We start from the raw sequence: 15,950 nt of genomic DNA, 5'->3' as shown, positions 1-15,950 counted from the left end.
TGGCTAATGAAAAAAGTATTTACCCTACTGTTATTATCCTGTTTTTTAATTCCTGTTTCTTTAACGCAAGCGCAACAGATTTCGAAAGAAGAATTAAATTTCCTTACGCCTGAGTGGAAAGGCGAGCGCTTCCCGGATGGCCGACCTAAAGTTTCGGATGATATTCTGAAACGCATGAAAGCAGTAAGTATTGAAGAAGCCTGGGCCACGATGGTGGGTGCGCAATTTACTTACCAATTAGCGGAGGACTGGCCCGTTCGGATTAATCCGGACAGCGTACTGGTTGGCCGTGCTTTTACCACTACTTTTATGCCGTATCGCCCGGATATGTGGAAAGTAATAGACGAGCGCGGTAAAAAAGAAGGCCGCCGGAACCAAAACGTTTGGGGAGTAGAGCAATTGCAAAAAGGCGATGTATATGTGGGAAGTCAGTTTGGCTTGCACAAAAACGGCCCCACCATTGGCGACCGCGTAGCCGCCGATATTTACCGGAGATCTGGGAATGGTATTATCTACGATGGTGCCATCCGGGATATTGAAGGGCTGAAAGACATGGGTGGATTTACTTCCTATGTAACTAGTTATTCCCCTACTTACCATAACCCGCGCAGCGATTTAAATACCATGATCATGGGCATTAACCAACCTACCCGCATTCGGCAGGTAACGGTAATGCCGGGCGATGTGGTGTTGGGCAAAGAAGGGGTAGTGATTTTTATTCCGCCGCACCTGGCCGAAAAAGTAGTGAAAGCATCTGAAAAAACCCGCCTCGAAGACATGTTTGCCCATATTCGTACCGCCGAAGGCAAATATACTGCCGGACAAATGGACGCAAACTGGCCACCGGAAATTCAGAAAGATTACCTGGGCTGGTTAAAAGCCAGCGTGAATAATAAAAAAATAAAATTACCGGTTGCTAAAGCTCAGGTAGAGGAAATTATAGCAACCAGTAGTGTTAATAATGTTTTTTAAAATTTAACCTAAACACGTAGCAAATTCATAATTTAAAATATATGTTAAATAAACAAAATCGACGCTCCTTTTTAGGTAAGCTTTCAATGGCTGGGGCTGCTGGTCTGTTAGGTGCTCCGGCTCTTGCTTCGGCGGGTACTGGTTTGGTTGGTGCTAAAGAAAGAACGTCGCACGCTTCCGCTCCCTCTGATCTGAAAATTACCGATGTAACCTGCGCTTTTATTAAAGGTGGCCACGATTTAATTGTCAAGATTTCGACTAACCAAGGCATTGTAGGATGGGGGCAAGGGGTAGATGCCGTTGCCGGAACCTACTATATGGTAAAGCAAATGGGCAACCGCCTAAAAGGCCAAAACCCATTAAATCCCAACCGCATTCAGGAAGATTTACGGAAAGGTGCTTTCTTTGGTGGTGCCCAATCGGGGGTTTATGTAGCCGTAATGGGAGCCATTGAATCCGCTCTTTGGGATGTTACCGGTAAAGCGTTAGCTCTGCCCGTTTACCAATTACTAGGCGGTAAATTCCGTGATAAGATTCGGGTGTACTGCGACACTGCACTGTATACCTCCCGCAACCCAACCCCCGATGATTACGCCAAATCGGCAAAAGGAGCCGTGGATAAAGGGTATACCGCAGTTAAGTTTGATATTGATGAAGGCAACGACCCAAACAAATACGACCGTTATAACTGGACCGCCAGCCCCGCTGAGCTAGACCGGATGTACAATGCCATTGCCGCAGTTCGGAAATCGGTAGGACCCAAGATTGATATTTGCGTGGATATGCACGGCCGTTACGATGCCACCACGGGCCACCGGGTAGCTAAATTGATGGAGCCTTTAAACCTGATGTTTTTAGAGGAGCCCATTCCGGCCGATAACATGGACGTGTACAAAGAAATTACCAAAAGCACTTCTACTCCTATTTGTGCCGGCGAAAACATGTATTTAGCTTATGGCTTTACCAAGGTTTTAGCTGATGGCGGCGTGGATATTATCATGCCGGATTTACAGAAAGTAGGTGGTTTAGGCGAAGGCCAACGCATTGCTAATTTAGCAAACTTGTATTACGTGCCTTTCTCGCCGCACATGGTGGCTACTTTCCTAGGGGCGATGGCATCAGCCCACGTTTGTGCTTCGGTGCCAAACTTCCATATTCTGGAGTGGCAAACGTACATGGATACGGAGCAGATTTACAAGGATGTTGTAAAATACGACAAACCATTCATAGAAAAAGGTTTTCTTACCGTTTCCGATAAGCCCGGTGTTGGGGTAGATATCAACGAAGAAGGCTTGAAAAAATACCACCCGAAGGATATACCATTCTTTGTGTAAAAGAACCCTGCTTAAACTTCTAAACTTTAATTTTTTAAAATTTTATTTTCATTACGCCTAACTATTTAAAACTTTATGAAAAGCATTTTACAGAAGATTATTGCCCAAAACAAACAACAGGAGAAAGAAACGGCCGACGCCATGCAGGCCGAAATAAATGATCCGCAAACCTCAGACAGTCGCCGCTCTTTTTTAAAAAAATCAGCTTTAGGCGGTATCTCGCTGGGTGCTTTTATGGGCCTTTCTTTTGAAGATACCATTGCTCAAACTACTTCTAAAGTTAAACGGGCATCAAATCCTTCGGAGTTGAAAATTACGGATATGCGTTATGCCTTAACCAGCGTGTTGGGCGGTACCGCAATCATCCGGATTGATACCAACCAAGGTATTTATGGTTTAGGTGAAGTACGGGACGGGGCCGATCCACGGTATGCGTTAATGCTGAAAAGCCGCATATTGGGCATGAACCCTTGTAACGTGGAAATGATTTTTAAAGCCATTAAACAGTTTGGTGGTCAAAGCCGGCAGGCTGGTGGTGTTTGCGCCGTAGAAATGGCCCTTTGGGATTTATGTGGTAAAGCGTATAACGTACCAGCATGGCAGTTATTAGGTGGCCGCTACCGCGATAAAGTGCGTTTATACGCCGATACGCCGGAAGCGGGCTCACCAGAAGAACAAGCCAAATTAATTAAGTTCCGGACAGAGGATCAAGGTTATACCTGGCTGAAAATGGATATTTCTATTGGCGAATTAAAAGGCAAACCTGGCACGGTAGTTAACTCTAAATTCTGGGAAAATGCGCAAGGTAACTTAGCGCAGTGGGGCGATCAAAGCAATTACATGTCTTATGGCAATACCTTGCACCCATTCACGCAAATTCAAATTACCGATAAAGGTTTTGAGGAATTAGCTAAAATTGCCGAAAATGTGCGCAGCATGGTGGGTTACGATATTCCGATTTCTACGGACCACTACGGCCACTTCGACCATAACAATGGTATACGGTTAGGTAAAGCTTTAGAAAAATACCGCTTAGCCTGGTTAGAAGATATCATCTCCTGGGAATATACCGACCAATGGAAAACCATATCGGACGCATTGGAAACCCCAACTACTACCGGCGAAGATATTTACTTGCTGAAATACTTTAAGCCGTTGATTGATAAAAAAGCGGTAGATATTATTCACCCGGATTTAGCGAGCTCCGGTGGTTTGCTGGAAACCAAGCGCATTGGCGATTACGCTGAAGAAGCGGGTATTGCCATGGCCATGCACCAGGCTGGTACGCCGGTTTCGTTTATGGCAAACGTGCATTGTGCCGCCGCTACCCAAAACTTCCTGGCGCTGGAGCACCACTCCGTAGATTTACCGTGGTGGGAAAGTTTAGTTAAAACTACCGATGGTAGAAAAATGATTACCAAAGGTTACGCCAATGTGCCGTTATCAGCTCCTGGGTTAGGCATTGAGTTAAACGAAGATGTGGTAAAACAACACTTGGATAAAAGAGATAAAACGTTTTTTGCCCCAACCAAAGAGTGGGACGAAAGACGTTCGCATGACCGTATATTCAGTTAATCTTAAAATAAAGCGGATGGTAGCACTACCTTCCGCTTTATTTTTTAAATTTTTAAAATACCAGGCAGTACTAAAAAATATCTATTACGCATAACAGTTTATACCTTGAAAAAGAATAGTATTCATAAAGTAGCCTTAGGGATAGCCGCTGTTGCTCTTCTGGTGGCGCTTGCCATGATATTTAGCGGGAACAATGCGCAGTCTGGTCCCTTATTTATCTTGTTTTTTGTGGCCTTGGGCGTTGGTTTCCGGGGCTTTGCCGTAACCAAAGGCTTTGCCTATACCATGATGATATTTGCGGCCGTAACTACCGCGCTTAATTTTCCGCAGTATTTCGTGGAAGTAAACGGATTTAAATTTGCCACGCTCATTACGCCACTTATTCAAATTATTATGTTTGGCATGGGCACCGAAATGGGCCTGAAAGATTTTGCCGGCGTTTTAAAAATGCCGAAAGCGGTATTAATTGGCTTAGTAGGGCACTTTACCGTAATGCCTTTGCTGGGATTTTCTTTGGCCAAAGCGTTTGGTTTTCCGCCAGAAATTGCGGCGGGCGTTGTTTTGATTGGCAGTATGCCTTGCGGCTTAGCGTCAAACGTTATGTCGTACCTGGCTAATGCTAACCTGGCCTTATCGGTAACCCTTACTGCAGTGGCCACCTTACTGGCTCCTTTTTTAACTCCTATGTGGATGAAAATTTTAGGTGGTCAGTTTGTGGCGGTGGATGTTCTAGATATGATGTGGGATATCGTGAAAATGGTGATTTTCCCAATAGGTGGCGGGTTGTTGTTTAATAAATTTTTTAAAGGCAAAGCCGACTGGGTAGATAAAGCCATGCCTTTGGTTTCGATGATCGGGATTGCTTTTATTATTACCATTATTACGGCGGCTGGCCGCGATAACCTGATTGTTATTGGTCCGGCTTTAATCGTTTGTGCCCTTATTCATAATACCGGTGGTTATATGTTCGGCTACTGGATTGGTCGTTTGTTTGGTTTAAAAGAGCGCGATGCCCGTACCATTGCCATTGAGGTGGGTATGCAAAACGGTGGTTTAGCGTCTGGTTTGGCCAAAGAAATGGGAAAAGCCGCTACCATTGGTTTAGCACCCGCGGTGTTTGGTCCGTTAATGAACATCACCGGCTCCATCCTGGCTTCTTACTGGCACCGCAAACCACCCCGCGACGACGAGGAAACCTTAAACCTGGAAGTAAACGAGCTGGCTGTTAAATCTTAAGCAACATGCGTCAGGTAAAATCCAGGAACCTGTAAAATTTAAATTTTTTAAAATTGCAGATTTTTAGATGAAAAAAATATATGTCTTGTGCCTCCTTTGGGTAGGACTTTCCTGGGGTAGTTGGGCACAAACCGCCGAAGAAAAGCAAGTAGCCGAAGCCGTAGAAATTTTTAAAAATGCCTTAACCACCGCCGATAAAAATTTGCTGGAATCGATTACGGCTGAGGAGCTGAGTTACGGGCACTCCAGCGGGAAAGTAGAAGACAAAGCTGCTTTTGTGAATGGCGTACTCCACGACCCGATTAAGTTTAATATTATTGATTTACAAGATCAAACCATCCGGGTGGCGGGTAATACGGCTTTGGTGCGGCATGCCTTTAACGCCAAAATAACCAACAACGGCACTCCCGGCGAAATCAAAATCCGGAATTTACTGGTTTGGCAAAAGCAAAAAGGAAAATGGAAATTACTGGCCCGCCAGGCTTTTAGGGTGCCATAAATTTTTAAAATTTTAAATTTTCTGCTGCGCTGGTTTGGGCGCTACCCGGCAAAATTTGCCTGTTGTTTTATAGCCTAAACAATTTAACAGCAGCCTATTGCAAAGCATATTACAACTGAGTTACATTTTCTTAAATTTTTAAATTTTCAGGATAATGAATAAAAAACTATTACTTGTTGGCGCTTTTGTTTTTAGCGGATTATTCGCAAATGCACAGGTGCGGGTGGGTTCCACACCCGAAACAGTAAAAGCCTTAACCGCTAACTGGAAAGGCGAACGCTTTCCGGATGGCCGCCCCAAAGTATCGGATTTAGTTTTGGAACGCTTGCAGAACTGTACTTTAGAGCAAATCTGGGGTTATTTGGGCAATAAAGGCTACCGCAACCAGGTAGAAAAAAACTGGGTTATTTTAAAACCTGGCGAAACCATGACGGGCCGCGTAGTTACCGCGCAATTTATGCCTACCCGCCCCGATCTGGATAGTTTAGTAAGAGCCCAGGGCAAAGCCGAAGGCCGTTCGCAAAAAGGGGGGATTAACATTTGGCCCATCGATATTTTAACCAAAGGCGATATTTACGTGGCCGATGGTTACGGTAAAGTAAAAGACGGTACTTTAATTGGCTCCAGTTTAGGAAACGCGATTTACGGCAAAACCGGCAAAGGCGTTATTTTCTATGGCTCCATCCGCGATATGCAGGAACTAAAAGATACCAAAGGTTTTAACGCCTGGGTAAAAGGCCACGATCCGTCGTACATTAAAGACATGACTCCGGCTTCCATTAACGCCCCCATCCGCATTGGTGAGGTAACTGTTTTCCCCGGCGACGTGGTTTTTGCCAACGAATACGGCGTGGTATTTATTCCGGCGCACTTAGTAGAGGGTTTAGTTTCGGCTTCGGAAATGACGGCTTTGCGCGACGAGTTTGAGCGGGTGCTGTTAACCCAGGGCAAATATCCGTCCGGCGAAATTCACGGCGATTGGTCTGATAAAATTAAAGATGAGTTTAGAACCTGGATTGGCAAGTATCCAAAAAAACTGGCTATCACGAAGAAAGACATTGAAGCTTACTTAGCCAAAGGTCATTAATCAACAAAAGCTTATTGTTGCTTTTAAACAGATGCTTTTTTAAAATTTTGCGTTTGTTTTTTATTTGGTCTTTTATTTCATAAGATTATAGCCTGGTTAGTTAGCCAAATCTGTCTGCAGATGAAGCTAACTAACCAGCTTGTTTTTTACCAATCATTCATTTAATTACAAACCCTAATGAATTTTAAAATTTCATTCGTAGTCCTTTCTGCTGTAAGCCTTTTCGGTTTTCAATCATTACAAGCCCAAACAATTTCGAAAGAAGAACTTACTTTTTTAACCTCGGAGTGGAAGGGGGAACGTTTCCCGGACGGCCGCCCGAAAGTAGCAGAAAGCTTACTGGAAAGAGCAAAAAAAGTAGGTATTGCCGATGCTTGGACCGTTTTAAAAAATGAAGGCTACCTGAACCAATACGAAGGTAACTGGAAAACTGTAGACGATGTAACGCCGGTAGTGGGCCGGGCGGTAACCGCTCAGTTTATGCCCAGCCGCCCCGATGTAGAAAAAAGCATTCTGGACCGTGGCCAAAAAGTGCAAGGCCGCAAAGGCGCTTCTAACTCCTGGCCGATTGATGTATTAGTAAAAGGCGACGTGTACGTGGCTGATGGCTTCGGCAAAATAAACGGCGGTACTTTAATGGGCGCTACTCTGGCTAATTCTATTTACAACAAATCGGGTAATGGTGTGGTGTTTAACGCTGCTGCCCGAGACCTGGAAGAAATTCAAACCATTAAAGGCTTCAACGCTTTTGTACGCGATTGGCACCCGTCGTTTTTAGAAGGCAGTGTGTTAACGGGTTTAAATACCCCCATCCGGATGGGCAACGTAATGGTAATGCCCGGCGATTTAGTAATTGCTAAGCGCGAAGGCGTATTGTTTATTCCGGCGCATTTGGCCGAACAAGTAATTAGCACCTGCGAATTCGTAATCCGGAAAGACAAGTTTGGTTTCGAAATGATTAAAGCCGGCAAGTACTCGGCGGGCCAGATTGATAGCCAGTGGAACGACCAGCTAAAGAACGATTTTCTGAAATGGTTAGGGCAGCACCCCGAAATGGGCACCATGACCAAAGCCGAAGTAGACAAAATGATGAGCAAAAGAACCTGGTAGGTAGAATTAGACGCTAGTAGCTAGACACTAGAAGCCAGACTTTTTACTTTTTTTAAATATTTGTGAATAACAGTAAAGCAGTTTGTGAAGACACAAACTGCGGCAGTGAAATAATGCCGTTAAGCCAATAACCGTTTTCACGCTGCCCGTCTGGAGATTGTTTGCGAAGAGACAAACGACGGCACTAGAAATAATGTAAAGCTGTTTGTGGAGAAAAAAACAGTCGCATCGCAACTAATCGCAACGGCCAAGGTGAGTGTTCTTGTGACTAGCACTTGAAAGTTGTTTGTGAAGACATTAACGATAGCACTAAACACAAGTAACAACAAACGGAGACATAAAAAGCGACACTTGATAGAAACAAGGGCGCCAAAAATGAAAGTTACTTGTGATTGCACAAAAGCAGCACCGCGTATTTGGGAGAATATAATAGGCTGCTTCATCCCGCCCGTTGGCAGTGTCCTCACACTGCCCACTTTTGCGCAGGTTGTGTTTAGGTAAACTTTGATTATAGATAAGGTATCAGTTGTATGGTGTACCTATCTCAGTTTTTAAATGTAAATAAGAAAAGCTGGAAGAGATTCCAGCTTTTCTTCTCTGTAGCTTAATTTATTTCCTGATTTCAGTTTTATTCCGGTACCATCCTCATTCCAACATTAAACCGTATAGAGCCAATGAAGCGTATTTTACAACAAATAATGGGGGCTAACCTCGCGCAGGAAAAAAGCCAGAAAGCCGCCCAATTAGCCGAGCTCAATAACCCGTTTACGAACGACAACCGGCGGAATTTTTTAAAAAAATCCATGTTGGGTGGTATTTCCCTGGCGGGTTTCCGAAGCGCATCGCTGGAAGATACGCTGGCGCTTAGTACTGCCCAGGTAAACCGCGCTTCAAACCCTTCGGAATTAAAAATTACGGATATGCGCTACGCTACCGTGAGCAACGGTACTTCGTTTACCAATGCCCGCAACGTTATTATCCGGATTGATACCAACCAAGGCATTTACGGCTTAGGCGAAGTGCGGGATGGGGGAGATGCCCGTTACGCCTTATTTTTAAAAAGTCGGCTCTTAGGGCAAAATCCCTGCAACGTAGAAATGCTTTTTAAAATTATTAAACAATTTGGCAACCATGGCCGTTTGGGTGGCGGCGTAAGTGGTGTGGAAATGGCACTTTGGGATTTAGCCGGCAAAGCATACGGTGTGCCGGTGTGGCAGTTATTAGGTGGGCGCTACCGCGACAAAGTGCGTTTGTATTCGTACGTGCCGGGCCATTCGGTAACTAACATGGATGTAGCCAAGTTTAAAGCCGATATCAAACACCGAATGGAGGAACAAGGTTTTACCTGGTTAAAAATGCACCCGGGTATCCAGGTATACAGCAGTATTTTAGGCACTACGGTAAATACTAAGTTTGTGCCTGGCTTCGGCACCGACGATCTGAGTTTTGGATCTTACCAAAGTACGCGCCATCCGTTTACCGCCATCCAGGTTACCGATAAAGGACTGGACTTGCTGGCCAAATACGTGGATACCATTCGTTCTATTGTGGGTTACGAAGTTCCTTTATCCGCCGATCACATGGGGCACTTTGACGTGAATAACTGCATCCGGGTTGCGCGGGCACTGGAACCGTTTCGGATGGCTTCGCTGGAAGATTTTGTGCCCTGGGACAGCACCGAGCAACTCAAAACCATTACCGATGCCATTACAACGCCCACCATGACCGGCGAAGATATTTACTTGAAAGAAACTTTCCAGCAGCTCTGCGATGTGCACGCCGTAGATATTGTGCAACCAGACATGGGAAGTTCTGGCGGTATTCTGGAAACCAAAAAAATTGGCGATTACGCCGAAGAAAAAGGCATTGCCATGGGGCTGCACTTTGCCGGCACCCCGGTTTGTTTTATGGCCAACGTGCACAGTGCTGCTGCTACTCAAAACGTTTTAGCCTTAGAAGTACCTAATCAGGTAGTAGATAATCCGTGGTGGCCCACTTTAGTAAAAATGGTGGGTAAACAACCTTTATACACCAAAGGTTACGCGCACGTACCTCTGGATGCCCCGGGCTTAGGCATAGAGTTAAACGACGAAGTTATGAAACAGCACTTGCATAAAGAAGATACCAGCTACTTTGGACCAACACCCGAGTGGAACGAAAGACGCTCCCATGACCGGATTTTTAGTTAAACATTATAATAATATAACGCTGTAAAAAAGGAAAGCCGGAACATGTTCCGGCTTTCTTATATTGGGTTATGTGATAAAAAAACGTAAAATTTAAAAATTGAAGATTGCTGAATTATTTAACACTATGATTGTGTAGTATAACCTAATTTTTGCCGTACCCGCGCGAGTACCTGCGAGCCGATGGCCCGGGCTTTGGCGGCACCTTCGGCCAATTTCTGGTCTACTTCAGGCAGGTTGTTCATGTAGTAATTAAACAGCTCCCGTTCTTTTTTAAATTTAGTAATAATCAGTTCGTATAAAGCTTGTTTTGCGTGGCCGTAGCCGTAATTACCGGCCAGGTAATTAGCGCGCATTTTCTCAGTTTCTTCCGGCGATGCTAACAAGGCATATAAAGTAAATGTAGTATCGTTTTCCGGATCTTTAGGTTCTTCCAACGTTTTGCTGTCCGAAATAATCGACATCACCGATTTGCGCAAGGCTTTATCATCCACAAAGATATCAATGATATTGCCGTACGACTTACTCATTTTAGTACCATCCGTGCCGGGAATAGTCATTACGTTTTCATCCACGCGGGCCTGCGGAATCACGAAAGTTTCGCCGTACGTATTGTTAAAAGCAGTAGCAATGTCGCGGGCAATTTCCAGGTGTTGAATCTGGTCTTTTCCAACCGGCACAAACTCAGCATCATACAAAATAATATCGGCAGTCATTAACACCGGGTAAGTAAATAACCCCGCGTTTACATCGGCTAAGCGGTTAGATTTATCTTTAAACGAATGCGCATTGGCCAGCATGGGGTAAGGCGTAAGCGTGCTTAAATACCAGGTAAGCTCGGTTACCTCCGGCACATCTGATTGGCGGTAAAATATGTTACGGTCGGTATCGAAGCCAAATGCTAACCAGGCCGCCGCCACCGCATACGTGTTCGCGCGTAATTGCTGGGCATCGCGCACCGTGGTTAAAGAATGTAAATCGGCGATAAAGTACAGCGAATCGTTGGCGGAATTCTTAGATAGCGCAATGGCCGGGATAATAGCCCCCAATAAATTGCCTAAATGCGGCCGACCAGAGCTTTGAATTCCAGTTAAAATACGAGACATACTAGTTTTTTAAATTTTTGGCAAGTTAGTTAATTAGTTGGAAGGTTGAAAGGTTGGAAAGTTAGAAGGTTACGCAGTTGATATAGTTGTATTCAAGCTAACATTAAAACTAAAAATGTATATCCTAAATAGAAATTGGCAATAGCCTAAAAATTATAAATTTAAAAATCTAACCAACTTTCTAACCTTTTAACTTTTAAACTTTCCAACTAAATCTCTACCGCCTCATTTTGGATTTGCTCGGAGAGGTTTTGGCCTAAGTAGTTATCAATGGCGAAATGAGCCAGGTACAGGAGAGGGGTAAGCCCCACGGCCACTACAAATTTGTAAATGTAGTTAATGGTAGCCACGGCTAACACTTGTTTTAAAGGCCAGTTACCAAACAGGTAAAAAGCCACAAATAACACTACCAGAGAATCAATTAACTGCGATACCAGCGTGGAGCCCGTGGCGCGTAACCAGATTTTGCGGCTGCCGGTAACCCGCCGTAGCCAATGAAACACCGAAGCATCTAAAAACTGTGAAATTAAAAAAGCCGTTACCGACCCGATGATAATGCCCGAACTCTGGCGAAAAATGCTGTTAAAAGCGTAGTTAATATTAAAAGGATTGCCGGCGGCATCTTTGCTGTTTACATCCAGCCAAAAAGGAGCCGGCGGCAAAGCACTGATTACCGAAATAATCAAAAACATGTACAAAATAAGCAGAACCGTAATGATGCTGATTTTTTTAACCCCGGCTTTCCCGAAATATTCATTAATAATATCGGTACTGATAAACACAATGGGCCAGATTACTACCCCGGCCGTTAAATTAAAATCGAGCTTAAAATCAAAGAGTACCGGAATCTGGGCGCCCGGTAAACCAAATATGGCTTCCGCCGAAAATATTTTTACCCCAATTAACTCGGCCAATAAGGCGTTAGCCAGAAAAATGCTGCATAAAATTAAAAATAAGGTGTTTTTCTTATGTTTTGCCGGAGTAGTTATATCAGCCATAAATTATTTTTATCAGCAATTTACACGAAGATATTTACTTTAAAAGCGCCGGATTTTAAAAAAACAAGCTTTAAACTTATCGAAAACCAAGATTAGTTTTAATCCGGAACTTACCGGATTTTACACCGCAGATTATAGCAGGATGATAAATAAAGCGCCCGAAGAAAAATTTAAAAAATTGATAAAGTTAAATTAGTTACTCCAGAACCTGGATGGTTTTACCCTCTGTGGCGAGTTGCGTGTTAGCAAAAACGGATTGGGCTTCCAGAAGCAAAGGTTCCAGGTCGCGGTAACGTACCGAAAAGTGGCCGATTAACAAACGTTTTACTTCGGCTTTTAAGGCCAGCGTAGCAGCTTGCCGGGCCGTAGAATGCATGGTATACGCCGCCTGTTGTTGCAACTCGTCCAGAAAAGTAGCCTCGTGGTACAATAAATCTACGTGTTTGATATAAGGCAAAATATCTTCTTTGTACCGGGTATCGGAACAATAAGCGTAGGTGCGGCTGTAGTTGGGTTCGCGGGTTACATCGGCGTTGGCTACCAGTAATTCGCCGTTTTCAGCATAAATATCTTCGCCGTGTTTTAAGCGGATTAATTGGGGCGGCGTTAAAAAGTTGGGTAGTTTCTCTTTTACTAAATGGCGCAGCTTAGGCTTTTCCCGGAAAATAAACCCGCAGCACGGAATGCGGTGCTGCATGGGCAAAGTATGGACCGTAATAAACTTATCTTCAAATATTTGCTCATGAACGCTGGTGTTTAGTTCATGAAAAATAAGTTTAAAGCTAAGCTGGGTAAAAGAATACCGAAACTGGGTAGTAAGAATTTCGGCTAAACCGGGCGGGCCAAACAGTTGCAGGGGAGCGGAGCGGTGCTGCAGGTGCATGGTAGATAACAGCCCGAATAAACCGAAAAAATGATCGCCGTGGAGGTGGCTGATAAAGATATTAGAAATGCGCTGATGCTTTACTTTGTATCGCATCAGCTGCATTTGAGTGTTTTCGCCGCAATCAATCAGGTTAATTTGATTGCCGATAGTTAAAACCTGGGCGGTATGGTGCCGGTCAGGGGCGGGAGTGGCGGAAGAACTGCCCAGTATTTTAAGTTCAAAATCCAATACTTCCGCGGCTTACCTTAACTACTACTCTTCTTTGTTGGTTAAATCACGCTCAATCTCGTGCAAAAATACCCGGTCAATGGCTTCTTCCACGGTTGGCAAAATATTTAAAACTGTTTCCAGTTTAGAAATAGTGATCAACTTCATTACGTGGTCCTGCAAACCAGCTAAAATTAACAAACCATTGGCGGAGTTGCACAAACGGTTGGCAATTAAAATAGAGCTAAGTCCGGATGAATCGGTATATTTAACGTTGCTTAAGTCCAGAATAAGGTTGGTAATGCCTTCTGCGTTTAATTTAACAAATTCTGATTTCAGGTCAGGGGCAATGGTTGTATCAAGCTTTTTCTCATCAATGGTGATGATCGTATAATTTTCTTTTTTATCAATAGTGTATTTCATAACAACTGAAATAAAGTTTAGAATGCGAATGTACTAAAAATAATTAATAATTTATTATTAAGCAGGCTCTATAAAGCGGCCGCATTAAACATTTTGCAATATATTGGCTTTTATGCGATCATTTATATTGTCATAATCCATTTTTTCGAAAGCCTTGCCGATAACCACTTCAAATAGCTCAATATAGCGTTCGGAGATACTTTGGATCCAGGCATCGTCCATGTCGGGTACGCTTTGGCCGGTTTTTCCCTGAAAATTATTCTCGATTAACCACTTACGAACAAACTCCTTAGATAATTGTTTTTGCGGCTCCCCGGCTTTTTGCCGTTCTTCGTAACCATCGGCGTAGAAGTAACGCGAAGAATCCGGCGTGTGTACTTCATCAATCAAATAAATTTTACCATCGGCTTTGCCAAACTCGTATTTAGTATCTACTAAAAGCAAACCGCGTTCAGCGGCTATTTCGGTGCCGCGGGCAAATAACTGGTAGGTATACTGCTCCAGTTGCCGGTAATCTTCTTCCGAAACAATACCATTCGCCACAATATCTTGCGCCGATATGTCGGCATCGTGCCCTTCGGCGGCTTTGGTTGTAGGCGTAATTATAGGGGTGGGCAGTTTGTCGTTTTCTTTCAATCCTTCAGGTAAAGCCACGCCGCAAACTTCGCGTTTCCCGCTGTGGTATTCCCGCCAGGCATGGCCCGCCAAATAACCCCGGATTACCATTTCTACCTTAAATGGTTCGCAGTTTATCCCAATGGTCACATTCGGATCTGGGTGCGAGATTACCCAATTGGGTACGATATCGGCGGTAGCTTTTAAAAATGTAGCGGCAATCTGGTTAAGTACCTGTCCTTTATACGGAATAGCCCGTGGCAGCACCACATCAAAGGCCGAAATACGATCGGTGGCCACTACCGCCAGTTTATCTTGGAAGTAATACACATCCCGAACCTTACCCCGGTAAAAACCAGTTTGCTTATCGAAGTTAAAATTTGTCTCTTTAAGAGCCTGCATTCATTTAATTTAAAATGGAACACAAAGTTAGTAAGATATTCGGTAGGTCAAAATAAGTCTAAATACGGAAATAAAGCTGGTTTTTACGGGCTTGGGGAATTGGGAAATTTTAAAAAATACGAGATGGAGTAATACTGTATTAAGAGCTATTTTACTGTAGTAGCTTTTTATTAACTGTCAGCCGAAGAATGGCACAAACGTATTGTAAGCAATGTGTTTATTTTGTATACAACAACAGGGTTAATTTATTTATTTGGGACAACTGCTTGTCGGCGGTGAACAGAGGAAGTTTGGAATATAGTGCAGAAGCAACCACTATGGCATCGGGCAACTTAATTTTATAGCTTTTTCTTAATAAAACTACCAGCCGCTTAATTTCTGCATCAATATCAATTACGGTTAGTTCTTGTATAAGCTCCTGAATAATTTTTAAGTCGCTTTCAGATAAATTTTTATAGCTTAATAGCTATAATTTGGTAACAAAGGAAATAACGAGGTGCTTTCCGTTAAGCAGTTCTGCCACCGTTTCGTCTCCAGAGATAAGATAAAGCAGAATATTAGTGCTACGAAGATACTATTCCCACCAATGCCTTAAGTTTTTCTGCATTGCAAGCGGTTCTTTTTCTAACTTAACTTTACCACAATATGCAAAAGCATTTATTCCCATTAGTACGCTTACGCTTTCAAGAGCTTTTTGGATTTGGGTTTTGTCTGTACCTTTTTTAATAACCGTTACCATATTAAATTTAACTGTAAGCAGTAGATAAATATAATGATTTTTACTGAGGTATTTTGATTTTGTTTTGCCTTACGTGTAACGCCTCTGCTAACGGTTGAGCTAAGACACGTTTTAATGTGTTTTAGCATTTGTTGGACATAGTTTTTCTTTTTAGTTATGAGTTATTATTCTTTTTGGTGAGCCTTTCCATTCCTGTTTGAGAACATAACTCCTAAGCTCCTTTTTTGGATATTCTCCGTTATGTGACCAAATTTCTAAATAATCTATAAGTCCATTTTTAAAGAACAGGGTAGCATCTGCTTCTGCGGTTAATTCAGAAGAAATTATTTTTACTCCATTCACAATCAGAGTCGGATTTTCTACTTGGTATTTCTCAATTTCCTTTATCTGATTAAAGTAAATAAATACCCCAGCTCCTGTATATTCAACTTTCCTTTCAGTTATATAATCTATTTGGTTCCTAGCGAGTACTCCATCTTTGTCGCCATCCAGAAGTAGAGTTAAAATCTCTTGAATAAATATTGATTGAACCACAGTTTTAACTTTAAATTTTGCCCAACTAGCAGATAAACGGA

General features: G+C 43.2%; 15 protein-coding genes and 1 pseudogene. 8 read left to right on the top strand and 8 right to left on the bottom strand.

What is annotated here, in order from left to right; all coding sequences use genetic code 11:
- Positions 1-6 precede the first annotated feature (6 nt).
- From HUW51_RS24050 to HUW51_RS24015, 8 genes are all read left to right on the top strand, one after another.
- The gene (locus HUW51_RS24050) at positions 7-972 is read left to right on the top strand and encodes an RraA family protein (protein WP_185272119.1); all 966 of its coding nucleotides are present in this window, start codon (positions 7-9) and stop codon (positions 970-972) included.
- 41 nt (positions 973-1,013) lie between these two features.
- Positions 1,014-2,306 (top strand): mandelate racemase/muconate lactonizing enzyme family protein, encoded by a 1,293-nt coding sequence (locus HUW51_RS24045; RefSeq protein ID WP_185272118.1) that lies wholly within the window; start codon positions 1,014-1,016, stop codon positions 2,304-2,306.
- Between the two features lie 75 nt (positions 2,307-2,381).
- Entirely contained in the window at positions 2,382-3,881 is a 1,500-nt protein-coding gene (locus HUW51_RS24040; RefSeq protein WP_185272117.1) for a mandelate racemase/muconate lactonizing enzyme family protein, read from the top strand.
- Positions 3,882-3,986: 105 nt separating this feature from the next.
- Complete coding sequence (locus HUW51_RS24035) at positions 3,987-5,117, top strand: bile acid:sodium symporter family protein (protein ID WP_228466885.1); 1,131 nt, start codon at positions 3,987-3,989, stop codon at positions 5,115-5,117.
- 67 nt (positions 5,118-5,184) lie between these two features.
- On the top strand, positions 5,185-5,616 hold the full coding sequence (locus HUW51_RS24030) for a nuclear transport factor 2 family protein (protein ID WP_185272116.1): 432 nt from the start codon (positions 5,185-5,187) through the stop codon (positions 5,614-5,616).
- Positions 5,617-5,770: 154 nt separating this feature from the next.
- Positions 5,771-6,703, top strand: a complete 933-nt coding sequence (locus HUW51_RS24025) for an RraA family protein (RefSeq protein ID WP_185272115.1) — start codon at positions 5,771-5,773, stop codon at positions 6,701-6,703.
- Positions 6,704-6,880: 177 nt separating this feature from the next.
- On the top strand, positions 6,881-7,813 hold the full coding sequence (locus tag HUW51_RS24020) for an RraA family protein (protein ID WP_185272114.1): 933 nt from the start codon (positions 6,881-6,883) through the stop codon (positions 7,811-7,813).
- A gap of 674 nt (positions 7,814-8,487) precedes the next feature.
- Complete coding sequence (locus HUW51_RS24015) at positions 8,488-10,002, top strand: mandelate racemase/muconate lactonizing enzyme family protein (protein ID WP_185272113.1); 1,515 nt, start codon at positions 8,488-8,490, stop codon at positions 10,000-10,002.
- A gap of 122 nt (positions 10,003-10,124) precedes the next feature.
- On the opposite strand, the gene trpS is transcribed toward HUW51_RS24015, so the two are convergent.
- The 8 genes and pseudogenes from trpS to HUW51_RS23975 all read right to left on the bottom strand — a co-directional run bounded on the left by trpS (position 10,125) and on the right by HUW51_RS23975 (position 15,909).
- A complete protein-coding gene (trpS, locus tag HUW51_RS24010) occupies positions 10,125-11,105 on the bottom strand; it encodes a tryptophan--tRNA ligase (protein ID WP_185272112.1) in 981 nt (326 codons plus the stop codon).
- Between the two features lie 209 nt (positions 11,106-11,314).
- Entirely contained in the window at positions 11,315-12,103 is a 789-nt protein-coding gene (locus HUW51_RS24005) for a queuosine precursor transporter (protein WP_185272111.1), read from the bottom strand.
- Positions 12,104-12,299: 196 nt separating this feature from the next.
- On the bottom strand, positions 12,300-13,217 hold the full coding sequence (locus HUW51_RS24000) for a ribonuclease Z (protein ID WP_185272110.1): 918 nt from the start codon (positions 13,215-13,217) through the stop codon (positions 12,300-12,302).
- Between the two features lie 24 nt (positions 13,218-13,241).
- Positions 13,242-13,619 carry an STAS domain-containing protein gene (locus HUW51_RS23995; RefSeq protein ID WP_185272109.1) on the bottom strand — a complete coding sequence of 126 codons (378 nt, stop codon included), beginning with the start codon at positions 13,617-13,619 and terminating at the stop codon, positions 13,242-13,244.
- Positions 13,620-13,703: 84 nt separating this feature from the next.
- The gene (locus tag HUW51_RS23990) at positions 13,704-14,636 is read right to left on the bottom strand and encodes a phosphoribosylaminoimidazolesuccinocarboxamide synthase (protein ID WP_185272108.1); all 933 of its coding nucleotides are present in this window, start codon (positions 14,634-14,636) and stop codon (positions 13,704-13,706) included.
- 217 nt (positions 14,637-14,853) lie between these two features.
- Positions 14,854-15,072: pseudogene (locus HUW51_RS24965) on the bottom strand (PIN domain-containing protein); the annotation flags it as partial.
- A gap of 138 nt (positions 15,073-15,210) precedes the next feature.
- Positions 15,211-15,375, bottom strand: coding sequence for a hypothetical protein (locus HUW51_RS23980; RefSeq protein ID WP_185272107.1), 165 nt, complete (start codon positions 15,373-15,375; stop codon positions 15,211-15,213).
- A gap of 150 nt (positions 15,376-15,525) precedes the next feature.
- The gene (locus HUW51_RS23975; RefSeq protein ID WP_185272106.1) at positions 15,526-15,909 is read right to left on the bottom strand and encodes a hypothetical protein; all 384 of its coding nucleotides are present in this window, start codon (positions 15,907-15,909) and stop codon (positions 15,526-15,528) included.
- Positions 15,910-15,950: the final 41 nt, after the last annotated feature.

The sequence above is a fragment of the Adhaeribacter swui genome, from assembly GCF_014217805.1.
Classification (GTDB): Bacteria; Bacteroidota; Bacteroidia; order Cytophagales; family Hymenobacteraceae; genus Adhaeribacter; species Adhaeribacter swui.
The sequence above is the reverse complement of the archived record's forward strand: the minus strand, read 5'-3'. Positions and strand labels throughout refer to the sequence as shown.

Coding starts and splice junctions, on each gene's coding strand:
- HUW51_RS24050 (WP_185272119.1), top strand. CDS start 7: ATGAAAAAAGTATTTACCCTACTGTTATTATCCTGTTTTTTAATTCCT.
- HUW51_RS24045 (WP_185272118.1), top strand. CDS start 1,014: ATGTTAAATAAACAAAATCGACGCTCCTTTTTAGGTAAGCTTTCAATG.
- HUW51_RS24040 (WP_185272117.1), top strand. CDS start 2,382: ATGAAAAGCATTTTACAGAAGATTATTGCCCAAAACAAACAACAGGAG.
- HUW51_RS24030 (WP_185272116.1), top strand. CDS start 5,185: ATGAAAAAAATATATGTCTTGTGCCTCCTTTGGGTAGGACTTTCCTGG.
- HUW51_RS24025 (WP_185272115.1), top strand. CDS start 5,771: ATGAATAAAAAACTATTACTTGTTGGCGCTTTTGTTTTTAGCGGATTA.
- HUW51_RS24020 (WP_185272114.1), top strand. CDS start 6,881: ATGAATTTTAAAATTTCATTCGTAGTCCTTTCTGCTGTAAGCCTTTTC.
- HUW51_RS24015 (WP_185272113.1), top strand. CDS start 8,488: ATGAAGCGTATTTTACAACAAATAATGGGGGCTAACCTCGCGCAGGAA.
- trpS (WP_185272112.1), bottom strand. CDS start 11,105: ATGTCTCGTATTTTAACTGGAATTCAAAGCTCTGGTCGGCCGCATTTA.
- HUW51_RS24005 (WP_185272111.1), bottom strand. CDS start 12,103: ATGGCTGATATAACTACTCCGGCAAAACATAAGAAAAACACCTTATTT.
- HUW51_RS23995 (WP_185272109.1), bottom strand. CDS start 13,619: ATGAAATACACTATTGATAAAAAAGAAAATTATACGATCATCACCATT.
- HUW51_RS23990 (WP_185272108.1), bottom strand. CDS start 14,636: ATGCAGGCTCTTAAAGAGACAAATTTTAACTTCGATAAGCAAACTGGT.
- HUW51_RS23980 (WP_185272107.1), bottom strand. CDS start 15,375: ATGGTAACGGTTATTAAAAAAGGTACAGACAAAACCCAAATCCAAAAA.